The organism is Arthrobacter sp. A2-55, from assembly GCF_025548615.1.
In the GTDB taxonomy this organism is placed as follows: Bacteria; Actinomycetota; Actinomycetes; order Actinomycetales; family Micrococcaceae; genus Specibacter; species Specibacter silviterrae.
In genome coordinates this window covers 116,676-138,248 of sequence record NZ_JAJLOZ010000002.1, presented here as the reverse complement: position 1 = coordinate 138,248, position 21,573 = coordinate 116,676, and the positions used below count along the sequence as shown (strand labels likewise).

General features: G+C 66.7%; 17 protein-coding genes. 4 read left to right on the top strand and 13 right to left on the bottom strand.

What is annotated here, in order from left to right:
- The coding region (locus LPN03_RS01265; RefSeq protein ID WP_262452674.1) for a MerR family transcriptional regulator at nucleotides 1-701 on the bottom strand (701 nt) is incomplete at its 3' end.
- 173 nt (nucleotides 702-874) lie between these two features.
- Between LPN03_RS01265 and clpB the strand changes: the two genes are divergently transcribed.
- Nucleotides 875-3,493, top strand: a complete 2,619-nt coding sequence (clpB, locus tag LPN03_RS01260; protein ID WP_165181639.1) for an ATP-dependent chaperone ClpB — start codon at nucleotides 875-877, stop codon at nucleotides 3,491-3,493.
- Nucleotides 3,494-3,510: 17 nt separating this feature from the next.
- Here clpB and LPN03_RS01255 read toward each other — a convergent pair whose 3' ends face one another.
- Nucleotides 3,511-5,247, bottom strand: coding sequence for a septum formation family protein (locus LPN03_RS01255; protein ID WP_262452661.1), 1,737 nt, complete (start codon nucleotides 5,245-5,247; stop codon nucleotides 3,511-3,513).
- 338 nt (nucleotides 5,248-5,585) lie between these two features.
- Between LPN03_RS01255 and LPN03_RS01250 the strand changes: the two genes are divergently transcribed.
- Nucleotides 5,586-5,816, top strand: a complete 231-nt coding sequence (locus LPN03_RS01250) for a DUF3073 domain-containing protein (RefSeq protein WP_165181637.1) — start codon at nucleotides 5,586-5,588, stop codon at nucleotides 5,814-5,816.
- Between the two features lie 166 nt (nucleotides 5,817-5,982).
- Here LPN03_RS01250 and purM read toward each other — a convergent pair whose 3' ends face one another.
- The 7 genes from purM to LPN03_RS01215 all read right to left on the bottom strand — a co-directional run bounded on the left by purM (nucleotide 5,983) and on the right by LPN03_RS01215 (nucleotide 13,899).
- Nucleotides 5,983-7,128 carry a phosphoribosylformylglycinamidine cyclo-ligase gene (purM, locus tag LPN03_RS01245; RefSeq protein WP_165181636.1) on the bottom strand — a complete coding sequence of 382 codons (1,146 nt, stop codon included), beginning with the start codon at nucleotides 7,126-7,128 and terminating at the stop codon, nucleotides 5,983-5,985.
- A 12-nt stretch (nucleotides 7,129-7,140) separates the two neighbouring features.
- Nucleotides 7,141-8,709, bottom strand: coding sequence for an amidophosphoribosyltransferase (gene purF / locus LPN03_RS01240; protein WP_165181705.1), 1,569 nt, complete (start codon nucleotides 8,707-8,709; stop codon nucleotides 7,141-7,143).
- A gap of 86 nt (nucleotides 8,710-8,795) precedes the next feature.
- On the bottom strand, nucleotides 8,796-9,137 hold the full coding sequence (locus tag LPN03_RS01235) for a hypothetical protein (RefSeq protein ID WP_262452660.1): 342 nt from the start codon (nucleotides 9,135-9,137) through the stop codon (nucleotides 8,796-8,798).
- 19 nt (nucleotides 9,138-9,156) lie between these two features.
- Nucleotides 9,157-9,513: a sterol carrier family protein gene (locus tag LPN03_RS01230; RefSeq protein ID WP_165181703.1), complete on the bottom strand. Its 357-nt coding sequence runs from the start codon at nucleotides 9,511-9,513 to the stop codon at nucleotides 9,157-9,159.
- A gap of 59 nt (nucleotides 9,514-9,572) precedes the next feature.
- Nucleotides 9,573-10,577, bottom strand: coding sequence for an asparaginase (locus LPN03_RS01225; RefSeq protein WP_165181634.1), 1,005 nt, complete (start codon nucleotides 10,575-10,577; stop codon nucleotides 9,573-9,575).
- A 4-nt stretch (nucleotides 10,578-10,581) separates the two neighbouring features.
- Entirely contained in the window at nucleotides 10,582-11,211 is a 630-nt protein-coding gene (locus tag LPN03_RS01220) for a hypothetical protein (protein WP_262452658.1), read from the bottom strand.
- A gap of 123 nt (nucleotides 11,212-11,334) precedes the next feature.
- Nucleotides 11,335-13,899, bottom strand: a complete 2,565-nt coding sequence (locus LPN03_RS01215; RefSeq protein ID WP_262452657.1) for an LPXTG cell wall anchor domain-containing protein — start codon at nucleotides 13,897-13,899, stop codon at nucleotides 11,335-11,337.
- A 270-nt stretch (nucleotides 13,900-14,169) separates the two neighbouring features.
- Here LPN03_RS01215 and purD point away from each other — a divergent pair, with 270 nt between their 5' ends.
- Nucleotides 14,170-15,462, top strand: coding sequence for a phosphoribosylamine--glycine ligase (purD, locus tag LPN03_RS01210; protein WP_262452656.1), 1,293 nt, complete (start codon nucleotides 14,170-14,172; stop codon nucleotides 15,460-15,462).
- Nucleotides 15,463-15,477: 15 nt separating this feature from the next.
- Nucleotides 15,478-16,401: a phosphoribosylaminoimidazolesuccinocarboxamide synthase gene (locus tag LPN03_RS01205; protein ID WP_262452655.1), complete on the top strand. Its 924-nt coding sequence runs from the start codon at nucleotides 15,478-15,480 to the stop codon at nucleotides 16,399-16,401.
- Here the strand turns inward: LPN03_RS01205 and LPN03_RS01200 are convergent.
- The 4 genes from LPN03_RS01200 to LPN03_RS01185 form a co-directional block, all read right to left on the bottom strand.
- Nucleotides 16,398-17,657 (bottom strand): helix-turn-helix domain-containing protein, encoded by a 1,260-nt coding sequence (locus tag LPN03_RS01200; RefSeq protein ID WP_262452654.1) that lies wholly within the window; start codon nucleotides 17,655-17,657, stop codon nucleotides 16,398-16,400. The genes LPN03_RS01205 and LPN03_RS01200 overlap by 4 nt on opposite strands.
- A 119-nt stretch (nucleotides 17,658-17,776) precedes the next feature.
- The gene (locus tag LPN03_RS01195) at nucleotides 17,777-19,798 is read right to left on the bottom strand and encodes a DUF6541 family protein (protein ID WP_262452653.1); all 2,022 of its coding nucleotides are present in this window, start codon (nucleotides 19,796-19,798) and stop codon (nucleotides 17,777-17,779) included.
- Nucleotides 19,799-19,842: 44 nt separating this feature from the next.
- Nucleotides 19,843-20,187, bottom strand: coding sequence for a zinc ribbon domain-containing protein YjdM (locus LPN03_RS01190; RefSeq protein ID WP_165181627.1), 345 nt, complete (start codon nucleotides 20,185-20,187; stop codon nucleotides 19,843-19,845).
- Nucleotides 20,188-20,777: 590 nt separating this feature from the next.
- Nucleotides 20,778-21,410, bottom strand: a complete 633-nt coding sequence (locus LPN03_RS01185; RefSeq protein ID WP_262452652.1) for a hypothetical protein — start codon at nucleotides 21,408-21,410, stop codon at nucleotides 20,778-20,780.
- Nucleotides 21,411-21,573: the final 163 nt, after the last annotated feature.

Here is a 21,573-nt window from a genome sequence, read left to right as displayed (position 1 = left end):
CTGCCGCCGTAATTCGCCGCAAAGCGCGGATCCGCAACATACATTTCGCCCAGGCCCGCCACATAGCCGCGCACATCGCCGCCGGGGGCGGATGCCGGCGTGCCGGGAACGGACGTCAGCCACTCCACGTGGCGCCGGGCCAGCTCCTGCGCCTCCGCGGAAGATGCCTCGGTACCGGCGGCGAACGCGGCAATCCAGTCACGGTTCAACGCGCCCACCCGTTCCTTCCATGCGGCCTGTCCGGCGGTGCCCAGCCCCCGCCACCAGGTGTCGCCGCGGGCGTAGGCGTCCTTTCCCCAGCGCTCCTCCACCTCGTCCTTGTATTGTGTGTGGTCAAAGCCGTCAAACATTTTCTCGGCCATGATGGTTTCTCCTTTATCCAGTGTGGCTATGGTGTTTTCCACGGACGCGATCTGCCGGGCCAGCCGCTCCCGTTCCGAGTGCAGCCAGGCCACGTGGGCCGCCAGGGCGTCGGCGGCCGATTCCTGGTGGTCCAGCACCTCGGCAATGGCCGGCAGCCCCAGCCCCAGTTCGCGCAACAGCAGGATGCGTTGCAGGCGCACCAGGGCGGCGTCGTCGTAGTGCCGGTAGCCGTTGCCCGCAATGCGGCTGGGCGCCAGCAGCCCCACCGCGTCATAGTGCCGCAGGGTACGGCTGGTGGTGCCGGCAAGGGCTGCAATCTGCTGGATGGACCAATCCATCCGCGGCTTGTCGTTGTCCATAAAATGAGCCTAAAGCTTGACGTTGCGTCAAGGTCAAGGCCCGTTTCGCCGTGGGAAGAATTATCCCGCGAAACACGCCGGGCGAAAGTTGAGCGTAGTAGACTCAACTTGAACACACGACGCGCCACACCAACCCGATGAAAGGACCCCTCTTGGACGCGAAATTCACCACTAAGAGCCAGGAGGCTCTTTCTGCCGCCGCCATGAATGCCTCCACCGCCGGCAACCCCACCGTGGAACCGGCCCACCTGCTCAAGGCGCTCATGGACCAGCGCCAGGGCGTGGCCGTGGCGCTGCTGAAGGCCGCCGGCATCGACCCCGACGTGGTCAGTGTCGCCGCCAGCACCGCCATCCGGCACCTGCCGTCGTCGTCCGGCACCTCCGTGGCACAGGCCCAGCTCAGCCGCAACACCCTGCTCGCCGTCCAGGCGGCCCAGCAGGCCGCCGAGGGCATGGGGGACAGTTACGTCTCCACCGAACACCTGCTGCTGGGCCTGGCGAACGACGCCGGCGCAACGGGAAGTGCCCTGCACCAGGCAGGTGCAACCCGGGCCGCGCTGGATGCTGCCCTGCCCATGGTGCGCGGGGACGGCAAGGTCACCACGCCCGATCCCGAAAACACCTTCCAGGCGCTGGAAAAGTTTGGCGTTGACATGACGGCCGTGGCCCGCTCCGGCAAGCTGGACCCCGTGATCGGCCGGGACGCCGAAATCCGCCGCGTCATCCAGGTTCTCAGCCGCCGCACCAAAAACAACCCCGTGCTCATCGGGGATCCCGGCGTGGGCAAGACCGCCGTGGTCGAAGGCCTGGCCCAGCGCATGGTGGCCGGGGACGTGCCCGAATCCCTGCGCGGAAAGTCGCTCATCAGCCTGGACCTGGCGTCCATGGTGGCGGGGGCCAAGTACCGCGGCGAATTTGAGGAGCGGCTCAAGGCCGTCCTGGAGGAAATCAAGGCCTCCGACGGGCAGATTGTCACGTTCATCGACGAACTTCACACAGTGGTGGGCGCCGGTGCCTCCGAGGGATCGATGGACGCCGGCAACATGCTCAAGCCCATGCTGGCCCGGGGTGAGCTGCGCCTGATCGGCGCCACCACGCTGGATGAATACCGCGAAAACATTGAAAAGGACCCTGCCCTGGAGCGCCGCTTCCAACAGGTGTACGTGGGCGAGCCCAGCGTCGATGACACCATCGGCATCCTGCGCGGCCTCAAGGAACGTTACGAGGCCCACCACAAGGTCCAGATCGCCGACTCCGCACTGGTGGCCGCCGCGACGCTGTCCGACCGCTACATCAGCGGCCGCCGGCTGCCTGACAAGGCGATTGACCTGGTGGATGAGGCCGCGTCCCGCCTGCGCATGGAGATTGACTCGGCGCCGGAGGAGATCGACCAGCTGCGCCGCGCAGTGGACCGGCTGACCATGGAAGAACTGGCACTGTCCGGTGAAAGCGACGAGGCCTCGGCCGAACGGCTGGAGGCCCTGCGTGCCGACATGGCGGACAAGAAGGAGGAGCTGGCCGGCCTGAATGCCCGCTGGGAAGCCGAAAAGGCCGGCCTGAACCGCGTGGGCGAGCTCAAGGCAAAGCTGGATGAGCGCCGGTCCGTGGCCGACAAGGCCCAGCGCGACGGCGACCTGGAACTGGCCTCACGCATCCTCTATGGCGAACTGCCCGCGCTCCAGCACGAACTGGACGCTGCCGCTGCCGAGGAGCAAACGGAAAAGAAGGACCTCATGGTGGCCGAGGAAGTCACCGCGGACGACATCGCCGAGGTCATCTCCGCCTGGACCGGCATCCCGGCCGGGCGCATGCTGCAGGGCGAAAGCCAGAAGCTGCTGCACATGGAGCAGGTGATCGGTGCCCGCCTGATTGGCCAGACCAAGGCCGTGGCGGCCGTGTCCGACGCCGTCCGCCGCGCCCGCGCCGGCATCAGCGACCCCGACCGGCCCACAGGCTCCTTCCTGTTCCTGGGCCCCACCGGCGTGGGCAAGACGGAGCTCGCCAAGGCGCTCGCCGACTTCCTGTTCGACGACGAACGCGCCATGATCCGCATCGACATGAGCGAGTACTCCGAGAAGCACTCCGTGTCGCGCCTGGTCGGTGCCCCTCCCGGATATGTGGGCTATGACGAGGGCGGGCAGCTGACCGAGGCCGTGCGCCGCCGGCCCTACTCCGTGGTGCTGCTGGACGAGGTGGAGAAGGCCCATCCGGAGGTCTTTGACATCCTGCTCCAGGTGTTCGACGACGGCCGCCTCACCGACGGTCAGGGCCGCACCGTGGACTTCCGCAACGTCATTGTGGTCCTCACCTCCAACCTGGGCTCCCAGTTCCTGGTGGACCCGTCACTGACGGACGATGAGAAGCACAAGGCTGTCATGTCCATCGTGGAGGCGTCGTTCAAGCCCGAATTCCTGAACCGGCTCGACGAGATTGTCATGTTCGACGCGTTGAGCGTGGAGGAGCTGTCCCGGATCGTTGAGCTGGCGGTGCAGTCGCTCGCCGCCCGCCTGGCCGGGCGCCGGCTGACCCTGGAGGTCACCGATTCCGCCAAGGCCTGGCTCGCGCTGAGCGGCTACGACCCCGCCTACGGCGCCAGGCCCCTGCGCCGGCTGGTCCAGCGGCAAATTGGTGACAGCCTGGCCCGGGAACTGCTTTCGGGCACCATCACGGACGGCGACACTGTCCTGGTGGACACGGCCACGGACTTTGACGAGCTCACCATGGACGAGGTCCCCCAAGGCGAATCGGGCCTGACCGTCCGCCGCAAGTAGGGCCGGGGCCGGCCGGACTAATTGACCAGAGTGGTCTTGATGTTGTCGCCTGTCGGGTCCACCGCGATGCACTGGACGCGGCGGTCCCCGCCATCCCACGAGCCCGAGGTTGGGTAGGCGCTGTATGACTTCAGTCCCTTGTAGTTCTTGGCGGCGGTGGTCACCGGGGCGTTTTTGCAAACCTCGGTGGCCTTGGCCTTGACGGTGTCGTCACCGGGGAAACTGTCCGCCATCGGGTACTCGTAGGACGCAACCACCTGGGCGGAATGCGGGCTGCTGCACAGCACCACGTCAGCGGACTTTTCAATCCCGTTGAAGCCGCGAAGGCAATCACCGTCGAGCCAGTCCAGCGACGATGCCTGCGCCACGATAACGTCCCCATCGCTGCTTGCGGCCGACGGCGACGCGTCGGCGTTGGAGTTGTCCGCAGCGGCCGACGTCTGGACCGGCTGTGGTGTGATGTCGCCGGCCTTTGTGCTGCCCAGCAACAGGCTGAACACCATCCACACCAGCAGGACCACCAGCACGACGGCGACAAGCACCGCACCGAGGATGATGAACAGCTTCTTCCTGCCATCCGGCGAACCCGTCCCGCCGGGGCCTCCCGGGAAACCCTGAGTGCCGCCGGGCTGCTGGCCGGGAACGCCCTGCCACGGGGCACCGGGCTGTCCGGGCTGGCCGGGAACGGGGGGAACAGGGGGAAATCCTGCCTGCTGGCCGGATGCCTGCTGGCCGGATGCGCCATAATTCGGTGCCGCATAGTTTGGTCCACCGGCATTCGGGGTTCCGTGCTGCATGGGGGCGCCGTATGGGGCGTGGCTGCCGGATGGGGCGGACGGCTGTTGTTGCCCCTGGGGTTGCTGCCCATATGGTTGCTGGGCGGGCGGCTGTTGTCCATGGGGTGGCCAGGGCTGCTGCCCATAGGGTGGCTGGCTTGGAGCGCCGGCGGGCGGCTGTCCCGGAGCCTGGCTTTCTCCATTGGCTGACGCTGAAGCCGCCGCGGCAGCTGCTGCATCCGCGGCACCCTGCGCAACCTGTCCGGGTGACTGCCAGGAGTTGGCCTTGGGCTGCCACGGCGTGGCGGACTGCTGCCAGGGCGTTTCCGGGCGGCGCCAGCCCGAGCCGTCGTCGATTCCGCGGCCAATGTGAGGGGCGGCTGCGGGGGCAGCAGGCGCACCGGGAGCCACTGCGGGCGGGACGGGGCGGATCAGCGTTTCCTTGTCGGCCTCATCCTGGGCGGGCACCTCGGCAACCGGCGCCTGGGCAATCGGCTTGTCAGCGACGGGCACCTCGGCAACAGGTGACCCGGCAGCGGCAGGCGGCTGGCCGGCGTCGTCCGCGTTGGAAAGCTGGGAGGAAGCCGGTGGCGCGGTGGGCTGGGCGGGCGCGGTCCAGGGATTGTTCGCGACGGGTGCCTTGGTGAAATCGGTGCGCAGCACGGTGGACTCATCCACCTCGGAAGACTCGCCAGCTGCCTGGCCGTCCTGGTGCCGGAAATCCAGTCGGGAGTCCGGAATGGGGGGAACAACCTCCGACGCCGGCAGCTCGGCAGAGCTCTCAGCCTCGCGGGCCACCCTGGCGGCTTCGGCCTCAACCTCGTCCAGGTTCACACTTTCGGCAACATCCGGGCTGATCTCGGCAGGACCCAGCTGCGGTTCGGCAAATTCAAAGTCGACGTCGGGAATGTCCGGGCCGGGATTTGCGGACGGATTCTCCTCCGGCACCTGGTCGTGAGAATTGTCGTGATCGCTCATTGAGAACTTGCCTTCCCTGCTGCACCAGTCTGTGGCACCTGTTTTTGCCTGAAATAAGGAAAATGACCTTGTCCGCGAACCGGCCGCGGACGGACTTCACAGCGTGTGCCGCGCTTCCCCTGCGGGAAAAAACTCCCCATGCGAGTGACTCTACCGAACATTTGCGGCCAACCGATGGAAAATGTCCACTTCACGATGGGGAGAAGACCCCATGGGCGGGAACGGTTGGTGCAGAACTCATGTAATCTAGGAGTACGACAAATTGACCGAATATTCCGGAGCCTCGCTCTCAGCCCGAGCGACCACCTCCGGTCCAAGTGTAAAAAGGGGGTCACGCCATGGGGCGCGGCCGTCAAAAGGCGAAGGCAACCAAGCAGGCTCGGGATATCAAGTACTATTCCCCGAACACTGACTATTCCGCTCTGCAAAAAGAGCTCGGTGCGACTACTCGGCGAGCCCCGAGCCATCACAGTGAGATCCCCGCAGAGCCGGACTACTCGGCATATGAAGACAAATATGCGGATCAGTTTGAGGACGACGACGAAGTGGACTCCCGCCGCATCGGTTAGGACCGCTTAGTCGCCATAGGCAACAAACCCTGCACGACGCACAGCAAGTTAGCTGAGGCGACGTGTGGGGATTTTGTTGTACTCACAAAAATGCCGCCGTTCCCGCATTTTGCCACCTGTGTAGCGGTGGCAAAATGCGGGAACGGCGGCAATTTCTGTCTGGGGACTACACCGCGTAGCTGCCCACCAGGCGGACGGCGCCGCCGTCAACACCCTTCGCGCCCTGCGTGTAGTCGGTCCCGGACCGGTCGGCTTCGCTTGCCTCGGCCGTGACAGTGCCCATGACCCACGACGGCAGGCCGCGCGAATTCAGCCTTGCCAGGGCGGAATCGGCGGCGTCGGCGGAAACCACGGCCACCATTCCGACACCCAGGTTCAGCGTGCGCTCCAAGTCTGCCAGCGGCACATTGCCCAGCTGCGACACGAGCGTGAAGATGGCCGGCAGGCTCCAGGTGGAACGGTCAACCGTGCCCACCAGGCCCTGCGGCAGCACGCGGGCCAGGTTCGCTGCGAGGCCGCCACCGGTGACATGGCTGAAGCCGTGCACTGCCTTCTCTGCGGTGACGGGCAGGAAGCGGGCCAGGTCCAGGCAGTCGGCGGCGTAGACGCGCGTGGGCTCCAGGAGCTCCTCGCCCAGCGTCCGGCCAAATTCGGAGACCTGGCGGTCCAGGGCCCAGCCGGCGTGGTTGATGACGCGGCGCACCAGGGAGTAGCCGTTGGAGTGCAAGCCGGAGGAGGCCATGCCGATGATGACGTCCCCGGCGCGCACGCGCTCAGGCCCCAGCAGCAGGTCTGCCTCGACCACCCCGGTGCAGGCGCCGGCCACGTCATACTCGTCAGGTGCCAGCAGGCCGGGGTGTTCGGCAGTTTCGCCGCCCACCAGTGCGGTGCCGGCCACCTTGCAGGCGCCGGCGATGCCGCGGACGATGTCGGCGATCCGCTCCGGGACCACCTTGCCCGTGGCGATGTAGTCGGTCATGAACAGGGGCTCGGCGCCGACCACCACGATGTCATCCACGACCATGCCCACCAAGTCGTAGCCGATGGTGTCGTGGATGTCCATGGCCTGGGCGATGGCCACCTTGGTGCCGACGCCGTCCGTGGAGGTGGCCAGGTAAGGCTTCTTGTAGCTCAGCAGCTTGGAGACGTCGTACAGCCCGGCGAAGCCGCCGAAGCCGCCCACCACTGACGGGCCGTGGGTGGCCTTGACGGCCTCCTTCATGAGTTCGACGGCGCGGTCCCCGGCCTCGGTGTCAACACCGGCGCTGGCGTAGGTGATGGCAGTGGGGGATTCCTGGGAGGCGTTGGTCATGGCGTCTCTTTCTTATGAACCGTCTGCGGCGGCGGCGCGGTCTTGGTCGGTGAGGAGGGTTTCCAGTTCCGCGTCGGGACCCGGGTCGCAGCCGGTGGAGGTGGTATTGTCGCCGGCCTGGGTGCGCTCCAGCAAGTTCTTGCCCAGCCTGTCACTGGAGGGCAGCTCAATGGGATAGGTGCCCGTGAAGCAGGCCGTGCACAACCGTTCGCGCGGCTGGAGGGTGGCATTGATCATGCCATCCTCGGAAATGTAGGCGAGGGAATCGGCACCAATTGACTTGCCGATCTCAGCAACGGCGGCTCCGTTGGCAATCAGTTCTGCGCGGGAGGCAAAATCAATGCCGTAGAAGCATGGCCACCGGACGGGCGGGGAAGAAATCTTGACGTGGACCTCGGCGGCGCCGGCCTCCTTGAGCATCCGCACCACGGCCCGCTGCGTATTGCCGCGAACGATTGAATCGTCCACCACCACAATGCGCTTGCCGCGGATGACGGATTCCAGGGCGTTCAGCTTCAGCTTGATACCCAGCTTGCGCAGGGTTTCGCTGGGCTGGATGAATGTTCGGCCCACATAGGCGTTTTTGACGAAGCCGTGGGCAAACGGAATGCCAGACTCCTCGGCATAGCCGATGGCCGCCGGGGTGCCGGATTCGGGTACCGGGATGACCAGGTCGGCGTCGGCGTGGTTTTCACGGGCCAGCTGGCGGCCCATTTCCACGCGGGATTCGTACACGGAGCGCCCGGCGATGGTGGCGTCCGGGCGGGCCAGGTAGACGTACTCAAAGACGCAGCCGGCGGGGGTGGCCGGGGCGAAGCGCTGCGTGCGCACGCCGTCCTCGTCAATGGCGATGAATTCCCCGGGCTCAATTTCGCGGATGAAGCTGGCACCCATGGTGGCCAGGGCGGCACCTTCGGAGGCAACCACCCAGCCTGATTCCAGCCGGCCCAGCACCAGCGGGCGCACGCCGTGCGGGTCGCGGGCGGCGTAGAGGGTGTGTTCATCCATGAAAACGAAGCAGAAGGCGCCGTGCACCTTGGGCAGCAGCTCCATGGCCGTCTCTTCCAGGGAGCGGCCGTCCTCGCCCTGGAGCAGTGTGGTGACCAGTGCCGTGTCGGTGGTGTTGCCCTGCGCCATTTCGCCAGAGGTGGGGACGCCGTACTTGGCAATCACCATCTCATGGAGTTCGGCGGAGTTGGTCAGGTTTCCGTTGTGCGCCAAGGCCACGGTGCCGGTGCTGGTGGCGCCAAGGGTGGGCTGGGCATTGGCCCAATTCGCGGCCCCCGTGGTGGAATACCGGCAGTGGCCCACGGCCATGTGCCCGGTCAGGGTGTTCAGCGTGGGTTCGTCAAAGACCTGGGACACGAGCCCCATGTCCTTGTACACACTGATCCGCTTGCCGTCGCTGGTCGCGATGCCCGCCGACTCCTGGCCGCGGTGCTGCAGCGAATACAGCCCGTAATACGTTAGTTTTGCAACCTCTTCGCCGGGTGCCCAGATGCCCAGGACGCCGCAAGCGTCCTGAGGGCCCTTCTCGCCGGGTAAAAGATCATGGGAAAGTTTTCCGTCTCCGCGTGCCACCATAAAATTATCTCATGTAATGGCGCGGGCCTCTAACAGGGCCTCCAGCAGGGCCTCCAGCCGGACCTCCGGCAAAGCGCCGGGCGTTACGCGGAGGCCGGGCTGCCGTCGTCGTGCTCGGGGACGGATTCCACCACTGCTGTGAGGGAGTGCCGCAGGCTCCACCTGTCGATGACCAGGGCCACCACCGCTCCCAGTCCGGCTCCCGGCAGGACCAGCAGGACGGCGAAGAAGCCAAAAATGCTGCTCGGATCGAAGTTTTCGATGCCGGGGGAGATGAGTGTGAGAATGCCGGCCACCACCACGCCCACCAGGGCCCCCGCAATCAGGAACGGAACGTACTTGGGTGCCCGGCGCAGCTGCACGCGGCGCCGTTCAGGGGGCGTCCGGGCGGCGTCGGATGAAGGGTCGGCAGGCTGGGAAGTCATGCTTAACAGGGTACCCGCCTTAGAGTGGAAGCACCCCTGAGAGGTCCGCCCGCAGTCCTGAGGCGGCCACCAGGGCGTGTTCGACGGCGGCACCCCAGCTGGTCCGGCCGGTCACCAGCGCAAGCCAGGTGTCGGCGTCGCACTCCACCACGTTGGGCGGGGTGCCGCGGGTGTGGCGCGGCCCGGCGATGCACTGCGTGACGCCAAAGGGCGGCACGCGCACTTCCACGGAGTTGCCGGGGACACGGAAGGAGAGTTCCTCCAGCGTGTAGCGCACGGCCGTGGCCAGCACGGCACGCGGCACGCCGCCCTGCTGCCATGCAGCCAGGGCGGCCTGGCCATCAGCTATGTCCACTCGGCGGCGGGATGCCACAATTCCTCCTACGTATCGGCTGCCAAGTCCGGCAACCTAGTCCGGCAACCTAGTCCGGCAGCCTAGTCCAGCAGGGCGCTGACGGCCTGGCCCAGCCTCAGGCTGCCGGCCGGGTGCCCTCCGCCCATGACGGGCGGCACCACCTTGGACAGCACCTGGGCCACGTCGGGCACGTCCAGGGCGCCGGCGGCGGCCAGCAGCGTCAGGGCCACCAGGGTTGCGGCGCGGCCGTTGCCGTCAAGCATCTTCACGGCCACGCTGGCGCCCGTGGGGGTGGCCATGGCGATGACCCCTTCTGCGCCCAATTTGGCCAGCACGCCCAGTTCCTCCATGACCACGGTGTTGGGCCTGCCGCGGCCCTCCACTGCCCACGGGTAATCCAGCATGGACGTTGCAATGGTGGCGGCGCGGGCATTGGCGTTGCGGTCCGACGGCGCCTTGGCCAGGGTGGTGAACGCCCGGGCCAATCCCTTGAGCGTCACCGCCATGACAGGGGCGCCGCAACCGTCCACGCCCGTGTGCTGGACCCGCTGGCCCGTGTATTCCTCCACGACCGAGCGCACCGCCCGCTGCATGGGATGGTTTGGTTCCAGGTAGCCGGCCGTGTCCCAGCCGTTTTCCGAGCACGCCCACAGGAAGGCGGCATGCTTGCCGGAGCAGTTCATGGCGAGCCTGGACGGGCCGCTGTCGTTGCGGACCAGCCAGGCCCGGGCCGCGCGATCCTGTGGCCAGGCTGCCGGGCACCCCAGCTGGGCTTCGGTGACGCCGGCAGCCTTGAGCATGCCGGCGACCACATCCAGGTGCTCGCGCGAACCCGTGTGGCTGCCGGCGGCCACGGCCACCTGTGCCCCGCGCAGCGGCACGCCGGACTGCATGGCGGCCAGCGCCTGGAACGGCTTGATGCTGGAGCGCGGGTAGATGGGGGAATCAATGGCCCCCAGGGACGTGACCACCGAGCCGTCCCCGGCCAGGACGACGGCGGAACCCAGGTGCCGGGACTCCACGAAGCCGCTGCGTTCCACGACGGCGAGTTCAACGGCGTCGTGCGCCCGAAAAGTCTGGATCATGCTGTCATCCTAGCGGCTGGGAAGGAGTGGGAATGCCGGTGGATTCCTTGAGGAGGAGGGGGACGGAGCCGGTGGGCTTGTCTGCAGCCGCGGCCCGGGCGACGGCGGCCAATTCTGCCGGGGCCACATAGATGGTGACGGTGCCCGTCCGCCCGTCCGGAATGATCCTGTGGATCGCCGCACCCTGCGCCGAGGGAAGCCGGGTTTGCCAGGCGGCCACGGCCTCCACCGCCTTTTCCAGTTCCGCGGCATTGATGGTGACCAGGGTCGGGATGGCCCCGGCGTTGGCGGCAATCGTTTCGGCATCCTTCGTGGTGACGGCAACGTGGAGCTTGTCGCCCTCAATCCAGGCATCCGCGTAGGCGGCGCCCAGCCGGGTCTTCAAGGAGTCGTTGAGCTGGAGCAGCGCAGTGGTCTCCGCGGCGCCGGGCGTAGTGCCGGCACCCGCGGTGCTTGTGGCCGGGGTGCTTGTGGCGGAGGCGCTTGTGGCGGCGGAGCTTGGCACTGTTCCCGCCGATGCCTGCTCTCCCGGACTCTGGGTTCCCGGGGCGCTGCCTTGTCCGCAGGCCGCCATGCCCAGGACGCCGGTCATTGAGGCCGCCACGGCCAGGGCGGCCAGTCTGCTGCTCGTCATTGTTGCTCCTGCCTTCGTGCGGACCGCCGGGGTGAAAAGAGGGCGAAATGGCAAGTGGGTCCCATTCGTGATGAACGGGACCCACTCCTTACTGGTTATGTGTTACAGCCTATGGCTTTGCCGTTAGTGCGCGGATTTGCGGCGGCGGAACAGCAGGAACGCAGCCCCTCCGAGCACCAGCAGGCTCCCTGCGGCGCCCAGTGGCAGCAGGGCGCTGGAGGCACCCGTGTTGGCCAGGCCGCCGTTGTTGGAGGGGTCCACCCCGCCGGCTGCGCCCGGAGCGGCGGGGGAGGCCGGGGTGGTGGCACCTGGCGTGGTGGGTGCGGGCTTCTGCGTAGCCGGAGGCGTGGGCTTGGCCAGCACCACGAAGTCAGCCTTGCCCGCCGGGGAGGACTGGCCATTGAGGGTCTGGACTGCCGAGAGGCTGTAGTTGCCGCTGGCAAACTTCTGGCTGAACGTGATGCTCCACGTGGAGCCGTCAACCGTGGCGTCATATTGCTGGCCATTAATGGTCACCTTGACCGTGGCGCCGGGGGTGTTGGTGCCCGAAACGGTAACGGGGCCCCGGTCATAAGGGAACTGCTGGCCCTGGCTCGGTGAGGTGACGGCCGGAGCGGCCGGCACCACCGTGAACTTGCTGGTGGCGGCCGGGGAGTCATTCCAATCGGCCAGGGTCTGCTTTGCCGTGACGGTGTAGCTGCCGATCTCCAACGCCGGTGCCACTGCCACACTCCACGTGCCGTTTGCAGCAACCACGGCGGTACCAGTGACGTCGCCGGACAGAGTCACGGTGGCGCCGGCCTTGCCGGTGCCCGTGATGGCGGAGACGGGGACCGTGGCGGAGCCGTTCAGGGCCGGGGCGGTGAACGCGGGGGCGGCCAGGGTCGCCTTGATGACCTGGATGGACGCCGTGGCGGTTGCCGAGGTGCTGTAGCCGTTCCTCGCCTGGGCCGTGATGGCGAAGGTGCCGAACTTGTTCGGTGCCTTCACTGACCACGTGCCGTTGGCGGCAACAGTGGGCGCAGGTGTGGACTTGACGCCGTCGATCGTGACGTCAACCAGCGTGCCCGCAGGGGCGTCCGCCACGGTGCCGCTGATGGTTGCCTCGCGGTACACGGTGCCCTTGGTGGTCACCGCAGGTGTGCCCAGAAAGATCTTGACGGTGTAGCCGTTGGTGGCGGCCAGGGCCGGCCTGATGTCGGCTGTAATCGCAACGGTGGTGCCGTCGTCCATGGTGCCGCCGGCGCTGGTGATGCCCACCGCCGTGGTGCCTGCAATAACGGGGCCGCCGGAGTCGCCGTGGTCGCTGCGCAGGTTGCCGATGGAGGCAAAGCCGCGGACAGCGCGCAGGTCGTTGGGGTTGCCGCCCGGGTTGACGGGCGACGGGGCGTTGATCCCCTGGATGACATACGCGCCCTTTTCATCCACGGTTCCGCAGGTCCAGCCCGTAGTGCGGCCGGACTTGCAGATTTTTGCCCCGAGAACCGCATCGCCGACGCCCGTGACATGGACGGTGTCGGCGGAAATTTGTTGGGGAGCCGTGGGAACCCAGGATTTTGCCCCGGTCCACTTGGCCACGGCGGGGAGCTGGGTGAGGTTGCCGGCGATTTCGTTGATGACGGAGACGTCGGTGCCGATGTTTGACGCGGGGTTGCCCAACAGGTCTGACGTGGTGAAGCTGTTGTTTGGGCCGCCGAATTGTGAGAAGCCGACCCTGCCGAGGGGGGTCAACAGGGATGCGGTGTTGAAGCTGTTGGTCGTCACATTTTCATTCGCCGGGTTCGTCAAGGCCGCCACCGTCGTGGCGCCGTCGGAGGTGCAGTGGCCTGCGGAGATGACGGCGGGCGCGCCCGCCATGTTGAAGCCGTTCCAGCCGATGCTGCAGAGCCCGCCGTGCCCGTTGCTGTCATCAGAGGTGTAGTAGCCCTCGCCGTTGACCATGTCGAAAGGGTCGCCCACCGCGTAGTGCGCTGTTCCGGGGCCCGTGGCGTCTTCAACCACCACGTTTCCGTATTTGGCGGCGAATTCCGTGACGGACGGCATTGCCCTGGCAAACGCGCGCGGGGACGCTGTGGGCGTGGCGGGGGACTTGAGGTCGCCCGTGCGAATAACAAAATCGCCGCTAATGTTCTGGGCCACCGAAAGCAGGTTCCTGGCACCAAACGTCTTGACGTAGTCGTTGAACAGCGCATCCACGCTGGCGGCGTCCACCTTGGCGGGTCCCAGTGCCGACGGGGTGGCCTTCACCGTCACCTTGGTGGCTCCGGCGGCTTGCCTGGCAACGTCGGTGGCCGTTGTCTGGACGGTGATGCCGCCCCCGGACACCGAAACCACGGCGGCGGGATCCACCGTGGAAACCTCGGCCTGGACATCCGCGGCCTTGGCGGCAAGCTCGCCCTGGGCCTTGAATTCCTCAACCGTCATGCCAAGATCGCGCTTGAGCGCCTCAGCGAGGCCGCCAGGCAGTTCAGTGCCGGATGCGGCTGGCGCGGTGGCTGGCGCACTGGCGGTGCCGGGCGGCGTTGCGCCTGCCGTTGCCGAGCCTGCCGACATTGTTGGTGCGGCTGGCGGCTCGGGTTGAGGGGCGGCGTTTGCGGCGCCGGCCGCAAACGTGCCGGCCAAGAAAACGGCGGCTGCGGCACAGGCCGCGCCTCCGCGCCTAAGAAGGGCGCGTGTGGATGCCTGCATGAATATCCCCCTGGTGGAGCCAATGCCTGTCACGGGTGCAAACCGGTGGTGAACCCGGCGCCGGCACCCGAAAAAGATCCGGGCCAGCCCACCATTGACGCTAGCAAGTCGAAAAACCGGGCCGCAAGGGGCAAACCGCATGTTTCGGGAGAAACCGCAGAATCAGGACGTGGAGTCCTGCCCATTGACACTCCGGGCGAAATGTGTCCGCCGCCACTGGCCCGGCTAAAGCGTTGCGGAAGTGGTTGCGGGGCCTTGTACCCTTGAATCGTGAAGGTACTAGTGATTGGCCCCGGCGGCCGCGAACATGCCATTGTCCGCTCCCTCTTGCGTGACCCGAATGTCACGGAGGTCCATGCGGCCCCCGGCAACGCTGGCATCGCCGAGATCGTGCCCACGCACGCCATCGACGCCAACAACCCCGCAGCCGTGACAGCCCTTGCCGTCAGGCTGGAGAGCGACCTGGTGGTGGTGGGCCCCGAGGCCCCGCTGGCTGCGGGCGTGTCTGATGCGCTCACCGCGGCCGGAATTCCGGTGTTTGGCCCCAGCCGGGAAGCCGCCCAGCTCGAAGCGTCGAAGGCCTTTGCCAAGACCGTCATGGCGGAGGCCCAGGTCCCCACGGCCATGGCCCGCGTGGCCACCAACGCCGCGGAAGCCGCGGATGCGCTGGATGCCTTTGGTGCACCCTACGTTGTCAAGGACGACGGCCTGGCGGCAGGCAAGGGCGTGGTGGTCACCCGCGACCGCGAGGAAGCCCTGGCCCACGCCCAGTCATGCTTTGACGTGGGCGGCACCGTGGTCATAGAGGAATTCCTTGACGGTCCCGAAGTTTCCCTCTTTGTCCTGGCCGACGGCCGCACCGTGGTGCCGCTGGCCCCGGCGCAGGACTTCAAGCGCATCTTCGACGGCGACGAAGGCCCCAACACCGGTGGCATGGGTGCCTACTCGCCGCTGGAATGGGTGCCGGCCAACCTGGTGCAGGACGTCATCGACCGCGTGGCCCAGCCCACCATTGACGAGATGGCCCACCGGGGCACCCCCTTTACCGGTGTGCTCTACTGCGGCCTGGCCCTGACCAGCCGCGGCACCCGCGTCATCGAATTCAACGCCCGCTTTGGCGACCCGGAAACACAGGCCGTCCTGGCCCGCCTCAAGACTCCCCTCGGCGGCGTGCTCATGGCGGCGGCGAAGGGTCAGCTGGAGGACATCGACGAGCTGCGCTGGGCACCTGAGACGGCAGTCGCCGTCGTGCTGGCCAGTGAGAACTACCCCGACACCCCGCGCACCGGGGACAGGATCCGGGGCCTGAAGAAGGCGAACCGGCTGGAGGGCGTCCACGTGCTGCACGCCGGCACGGCCATGGACGACGACGGCAGCGTGGTCAGTGCCGGAGGGCGGGTGCTGGCGGTGGTGGGCCTGGGCGCGGACCTGGAAGATGCCCGCGAAAAGGCGTACGCCGGCATGGAGCAAATTTCACTGGAGGGCGGCCAGTACCGCACGGACATTGCGGCCAAGGCGGCGCGTGGCGAAATCACCGTGGCGGTTCCCGCCCCCAAGGCATAAGGACAAAACATCATCATGGCTTCAGCAGCAAGCAGCACTGCCCCCTCCCTGCCCGGCTGGGAACACGTCTACTCCGGCAAGGTCCGCGACCTCTATACGCCGGCTGTGGGCTCCGGGCCGTTCGCCGGGCGCAGCGACGTGGTCCTGGTGGTGGCCAGCGACAGGATCAGTGCCTTTGACTTCATCCTGGCCAGCGAGATTCCGGACAAGGGCCGGATCCTGACGCAGCTGAGCCTGTGGTGGTTTGAGCAGCTTGACGTACCCAACCACCTCGTTGCGACCACGGTGGAGGAAGGCGTGCCGGCCGCGGTGGAGGGGCGTGCCATGGTGTGCCGGAAGCTCGAGATGTTCCCCATCGAGTGCATCGCCCGGGGCTACCTGACGGGCTCGGGACTGTTGGAGTACCGCGCGTCGAAGACAGTGTGCGGCCTGCCGCTGCCGGACGGCCTGGGTGACGGATCGCGCCTGGCGGAGCCCATTTTCACGCCGTCGGCCAAGGCGGAGGTTGGCACGCATGACGAAAACATCACCTTTGACACCATGGTGGGCACGGTGGGGGCGGACAATGCCCGGGCCCTGCGGGAACTGACGCTGGGGATTTACTCGCGTGCGGAGGAGATTGCCCGGGAGCGCGGCATCATCCTGGCGGACACGAAAGTGGAATTTGGCACCGACCCGGCCACGGGCACCATCACCCTGGGCGACGAGGTGCTCACCCCTGATTCCTCACGGTTCTGGGACGCCGGGCTGTGGGAACCGGGCAAGGCGCAGCCCAGCTTTGACAAGCAATACGTGCGCGACTGGCTCGCCAGCGACGCCTCCGGCTGGGACCGGAAGTCGGACACGCCGCCGCCCGCGCTGCCCGCGGAGGTCATTGCGCGCACCCGGGAGCGTTACGTGGACGCCTACGAACGGCTGACCGGGAAGAAGTTCATTTAGCGCTGGACGGCGCCGAGGTCGCGGGGCGATTCAGTGTCCTTGATGCCCGCCTCCGCCTGGGCCACCCTGTCCGCGGCGCCGGCCTGCAAGGCCAGTTCCCGGGCTTCCCGGAACGCCTGAAGGGCGTCCTCCGGGCGGCCCTCGGCCTGCAGGACCTGGCCCAGCAGGAGCGCCGTGTCACCGGCAATGTGGCTTGGCAGTGTGGACCGCTCCGGGCCCAGGGCCTCAATGAGCGCCAGGGCGTGGGCGGTGTCGCCTGTCAGGTAGTTCCAGCGGGCCCGCAGCAGCGTCAGCTCCATGGCTTCAGCTCCCGTTGCCCCCACCACCGAATGGGCCAGTTCACTGCGCTCAATGGCCTGGAGGGTGGCAGGTTCCACCACACCGGCAGCGAGCCGCACCCACGCCGTGGACTTGTTGAACTGGGCCCAGCGGGCCAAATCCTGGGTGGGGGAGAGCAGGCGGCTGGCCTTGGCATGGTGGTTCAGGCCGTTGCTGACATCCTGGCGGATGAAGGCCACATTGCCGATCACCCAGTGCATTTCCCCGGCCATCTGTGCGGGCGTGGAATCGGTAATGGCAGCGGCCAGGGTCAGGCAGTGCTCCCAGGCGTCATCCAGGCGGCCGGCCTCGGTCAGGGCGCCGATCAGGGTTTGCAGGGCCGTCAGGTAGGAGGAGTACTCCTCCTCGGTGTCCCCGGACCCTATTTCCACGGCCATGGTGGCCTGCTCGATGGCCTCGGGGAGCCGGCCAAGGCCAAGCAGCGCGGCAGCCATGACCTGGCGCGTGCGCAGTGCCAGTGAATCGCTGCTGGCTGTCAGCGGGTTCGCCAACAGTCGGTGCAGCACGGTCAGGGCCGACTCACACTCAACATTGCGCATCAGGGCGCTGGCCTGCAGGTACGTCATGTTCCACCAGGTCACGGAGTCGCGGCTGGCGATGGCCTTTTCGGCGGCGATGGCGGCGTTGGATGCGGCTGTGGAGTAGTCGCGGGTGTCCCAGCACTGCCGGGCGTAGAGGGACGCTTGCAGGTATTCGGTCTCTTCCGTGGAGACGGGCCGGACCCACTCTTCAATGGAGTGCGGCGCCAGCTGCAGCTGCCGGGCAAGCTGCTTGATGATTTCCACGGTGGGCTCGCGGCGGCCGTTTTCGAGCAAGGAGATATAGCTGGATGAGTAGAGCGAACCGCCCAACTCGGCCTGCGTGAGGCGCCGGTCCAAGCGTTCCTGCCTTAGTCGATCCCCAAAACTGCTGCCCACTGTTGCGCTCCTCCTTGGAACTTGCCGATACAGCAAGTCATTTATCCAACTCTAATGTCTACGGTGAAACGATGGGAGCCCGAGCCATGGAATGTTTCTTCCTGCAGATGGACCACATATTACATGGGCACGCCGCCGCACAGGGTGAGCTTATACAGTGCGGCGTGGCCTTGCCTGGCCACCAGCGTGAACCCCTCCGACGCCGAGGCCAGTGTTACTCCCGGATAAAGCGACATGGGATTGTCAAAAGCCGGGATGTAATCGGTGCCAAAATCGAGCAGGTAGGTGACGCCCTGGCGCTTCGCGGCGGCACACACCTGCTGGTCGCCGCCCACGCGGTTCAGCCAAAAGCGCAGCGTGTACAGGTCGGGATTGAGGTCTCCCTGGGAGCTGTACGGGAACAGCATGTGCCGCCCGGCCAGCGCCATGGCCAGGGCTGAACCGTTATAGGGATTGTTGGCGATCACGTCCTTGGGAGTGGTGAACTGGTCCAGACGGTGGATCAGCGACAGTTCATCCGCGTCCACCTGGGCCAGGGAGTCCGGCTGTGCAGGCACGTTGTAGACGGTGCGCACGGCACCGGCCATTTGCCACATCCCGGGATTGGAGAAGGCGAGGACGACGGCGAGCCCGGCTGCCGCCGTCGTCCTGCCTTTGCCTGTGGCGGCCCAGGCGAGGCGGGCCGGGAACCTGCCCGTCAAGTAGTCCAGGCACCAGGCCAGCCCGACTGCGGCCAGGGGCACCGCCACCAGGGGGAGGAGGGCGGCGATGCGCTCGGGGTTGTCCCACCAGGGTGCCATCAGGGAGTTGGCCAGGGGCAGGTTGGTGCCGGCCGCCAGAGGGTAGGTGAAGGACGCCAGCACCAGGGCGCCCAGCAGCCAGCGCAGCTTGTGCACCGTAAAGGCTCGCCACGTCCCCAGCACGACAAGTGCGGTCAGCAGCACGGCCGGGAACCAGATGGGGGCCGGGGCGTTGGTGAAGTTGCGCAGCAGGGCCAGCGGGAATGGCAGGAATGCGGGGCTGGTGTAGTTGAACAGGCTGCGGATTTGCGGCAGGAGGGCCAGCGCGGCGCCGGCCGCGGCAAGGCCCGCCACGAGTGCGCCCAGCCTGATCCAGCCCGCGCGGTGGCTGCGGGCAAAGTTGCGGCGCAGCCAGCCGAACACCATGGCCGCCAGCAGGGGGGTGAGCACCAGGAGCACGCTGAACACCCCGTTGGGCTGGGCCGTGATGGCGCCGGGGAGGAAGAGGACCACCAGGGCCAGGGCCATGGCCGGGCCGGGCAGGCGGCCCTCGGCGGGGCGGATGATGAGCAGGACCAGGGCGATGCCCACGGGGACCAGAGCGTTGGACAGGGAATTGGGGTAGGCGGAGCCGTATTGCAGCAGGAGCAGCGGGAAGGCGGGGAAGGCGGCCGCGAGGGCGCCGGTTGCCGCCAGTACTGTGCGGCTGTCGCCAAAGAGGACCCGTGCCAGGAATACGCAACTGAGCGGCCAGACCACCCCGGCCACGGCTAGCCACATGATGTTTGTGGCGGCGGGCACGCTGATGCCGGTGAGGATCACCAGCAGGCTGGCGAGTCCGTGCCAGGCACCCGGGTAAAACGCGGATTTGACGGTGGGCAGGATGAAGCTGGAGATCGCGAAGGAGGAGGCGTTGCCTGTTTGGACCGCGTGTTCGGTGGCGTTGAGGTGGAAAACGGAGTCGTAGCCCTGGGTGAACTGCTCCGGGTTGGCGGCGGCGGTGGCCAGCAGCACCGTGGTGATGGCCAATGCTGTCAGGACCCCGGCCGCGGCGGCGCCCACCGTGCCGCGCGGGTCGCGGGAGGGGTTCCGTCCCCCTGCCGGTGCGGGTGTCGGTGCCGGTGCCGTTGCCGGGGACAGGTAGGGGATGAAACGCCGGGCCAGGTAGGCGCCGGCAGCCGCGATGGCCGTCCCCAGCAGGACCACCGGTGCGCCCCAGCCCAGGTGGAGCCACGGGGCCACGATGGCGCTGACGCCGATGATGGAGACGGAGACGGCCGGGGCCAGGCACAGGGCCGCCAGCCCCCGGAGCCGGAGGGTGAACATCACGCAGGCGCCGGGGAGGCCGAGGATCAACAGTGCCAGGGTGAAGGCCGGCAGTGCCTCAAGCCATGAAGTCACGCGGATGTCCTGTGCTGGGTGGGAAGGTGGGCTGGGGTGCCGGGCTAGATCTTCTTGACCACGCTGGATTTGAGGAGCATGTTGCCGAAGCCGTCGATTTTCGCGTCGATGTCGTGCCCGTCAACAGGCGTGATGAGGCGGATGTTGCGCACCTTGGTGCCTGCCTTGAGACCCTGGGGGTTGCCCTTGATTTTCATGGTCTTTGCGATGCTCACGGTGTCGCCGTCGGCCAGGACGTTGCCCACGGAGTCCCGCACCACATTTTCAGTTTCCGTGTCCGCAGCGGAAGGGGACCATTCGTGGCCGCACTCCGGGCAGACCAGCAGCTCGCCCATCTCGTAGGCGAGTTCGCCGGAACATTCGGGGCACGGGGGAAGTGTGTCGCTCATGTCCCCAGTCTATCCGGGGCCGCTGCCCGGGTCCCGGCATTCCCGGTGCAGGTGATGCTCCTTCTGCTGGTGCCCGCAGTCCGCATCGCGGCCGAACGGATAATCATCTGCGCAATTCTTCCGTTGGCGGCTTTCGTGGCGTCTGCCTTCGGACACAACGCCGAGGTGAAGCTGGCCCGTGTAGCATGGCGACGCCAGTGCCATTTGGCAGCAGCAGTATCCGATGTCGCGAAGGCGCCCATCCGGGCGATGCCCACCAAGTGATCTTTTCCATTCGTACCGGAGTCTTGGCCCTGGATATTTGACGAAATTGACGTGCGGCCTTGATAAATGCGCTGATGTTCACTTTGTGCACTGCCGTACACAGGGTACAAAGCCATCCATAGGAGAACCCCAGGCCAGCCAGCAAACGGCTCAGAATCTTTTGCGTCCAACTGCAGGAGCCGAACCACCACACCCCAGCGGCAAGGCTGTCTTGCTCGGCGAAGCCATGAGCGTAGCGGCCGAAGGGTTGGGGAAGGGCCGACAGGGCGGTGATCCCCTACGGGAATCACCGCCCTGTCCCTGATGTGCCGGCGCGTGGGCGGCTCTTACTTGATCAGTGCTGCAGCCTGGTCCATCAGCGCCCCTGCTGATGCGGCACCGCTGGCTTCGGCACCCTTGCCAGACGCTGTGACCGAAATGAGGACACCATCCTTGATGGCGTGCGCCATGTAGGTGCTTTGTGCAGCGCCGCTTTGGGTTGACATTGCCGTCCTGTAGGCGATGGTTCCCGGTACCGTGCCGATGCCAGCGAACTTGTCCGTGGCCACGGTCATGGACTGTCCTGCCATTGACAGCGTCATGGTGGCACACTTGGCGGCATTGGCGACGCTGGCGTCGAGGCTCCGTTGGAGCGACTTCACGTCAACCCCTGAAGTGAGCGTCACCGTGGTCATGACACTTGATTCGTTGTTGACTTCAGCGCCGGCTGCCGAGGTTGAACCTGCCACAGGCTCCGAGGAGCCCAAAGTCTCGAGCTCTTTGCATTCGGCCGGTTCAACGGTGAACATGCTCATGAGCGCCTTCACCGGGTTGGCCCCGGCGAGCTCTTCAGCGGAGGCGGTGGTCAACTCCGTACCGCTCCCGGGCTTGATTTGCTTGACCATGGCCATGAGCTCGTCATTGCTGTACTGCTTCGCCGCTTTCGGAGTGGGCGTCGCGGAAGCCGTTGGCCCAGCCATCCCGGCAGCTTCTCCGGACACACCACAGCCAGTCAATGCCATCACTACCAATGCCGATATCGCGGCACTGTGCAGCGTAAATTTCTTCACGTAATTCCCCCATTGGTTCTCAATTTCTAGGTCGAGTGATCCTCAACCGGAACTACACTATTGGCCACCGGGC

Coding starts and splice junctions, on each gene's coding strand:
- LPN03_RS01255 (WP_262452661.1), bottom strand. CDS start 5,247: ATGAGCGATCACGACAATTCTCACGACCAGGTGCCGGAGGAGAATCCG.
- LPN03_RS01250 (WP_165181637.1), top strand. CDS start 5,586: ATGGGGCGCGGCCGTCAAAAGGCGAAGGCAACCAAGCAGGCTCGGGAT.
- purM (WP_165181636.1), bottom strand. CDS start 7,128: ATGACCAACGCCTCCCAGGAATCCCCCACTGCCATCACCTACGCCAGC.
- LPN03_RS01235 (WP_262452660.1), bottom strand. CDS start 9,137: ATGACTTCCCAGCCTGCCGACCCTTCATCCGACGCCGCCCGGACGCCC.
- LPN03_RS01225 (WP_165181634.1), bottom strand. CDS start 10,577: ATGATCCAGACTTTTCGGGCGCACGACGCCGTTGAACTCGCCGTCGTG.
- LPN03_RS01220 (WP_262452658.1), bottom strand. CDS start 11,211: ATGACGAGCAGCAGACTGGCCGCCCTGGCCGTGGCGGCCTCAATGACC.
- LPN03_RS01215 (WP_262452657.1), bottom strand. CDS start 13,899: ATGCAGGCATCCACACGCGCCCTTCTTAGGCGCGGAGGCGCGGCCTGT.
- LPN03_RS01205 (WP_262452655.1), top strand. CDS start 15,478: ATGGCTTCAGCAGCAAGCAGCACTGCCCCCTCCCTGCCCGGCTGGGAA.
- LPN03_RS01190 (WP_165181627.1), bottom strand. CDS start 20,187: ATGAGCGACACACTTCCCCCGTGCCCCGAATGTTCCGGCGAACTCGCC.
- LPN03_RS01185 (WP_262452652.1), bottom strand. CDS start 21,410: ATGGCTGGGCCAACGGCTTCCGCGACGCCCACTCCGAAAGCGGCGAAG.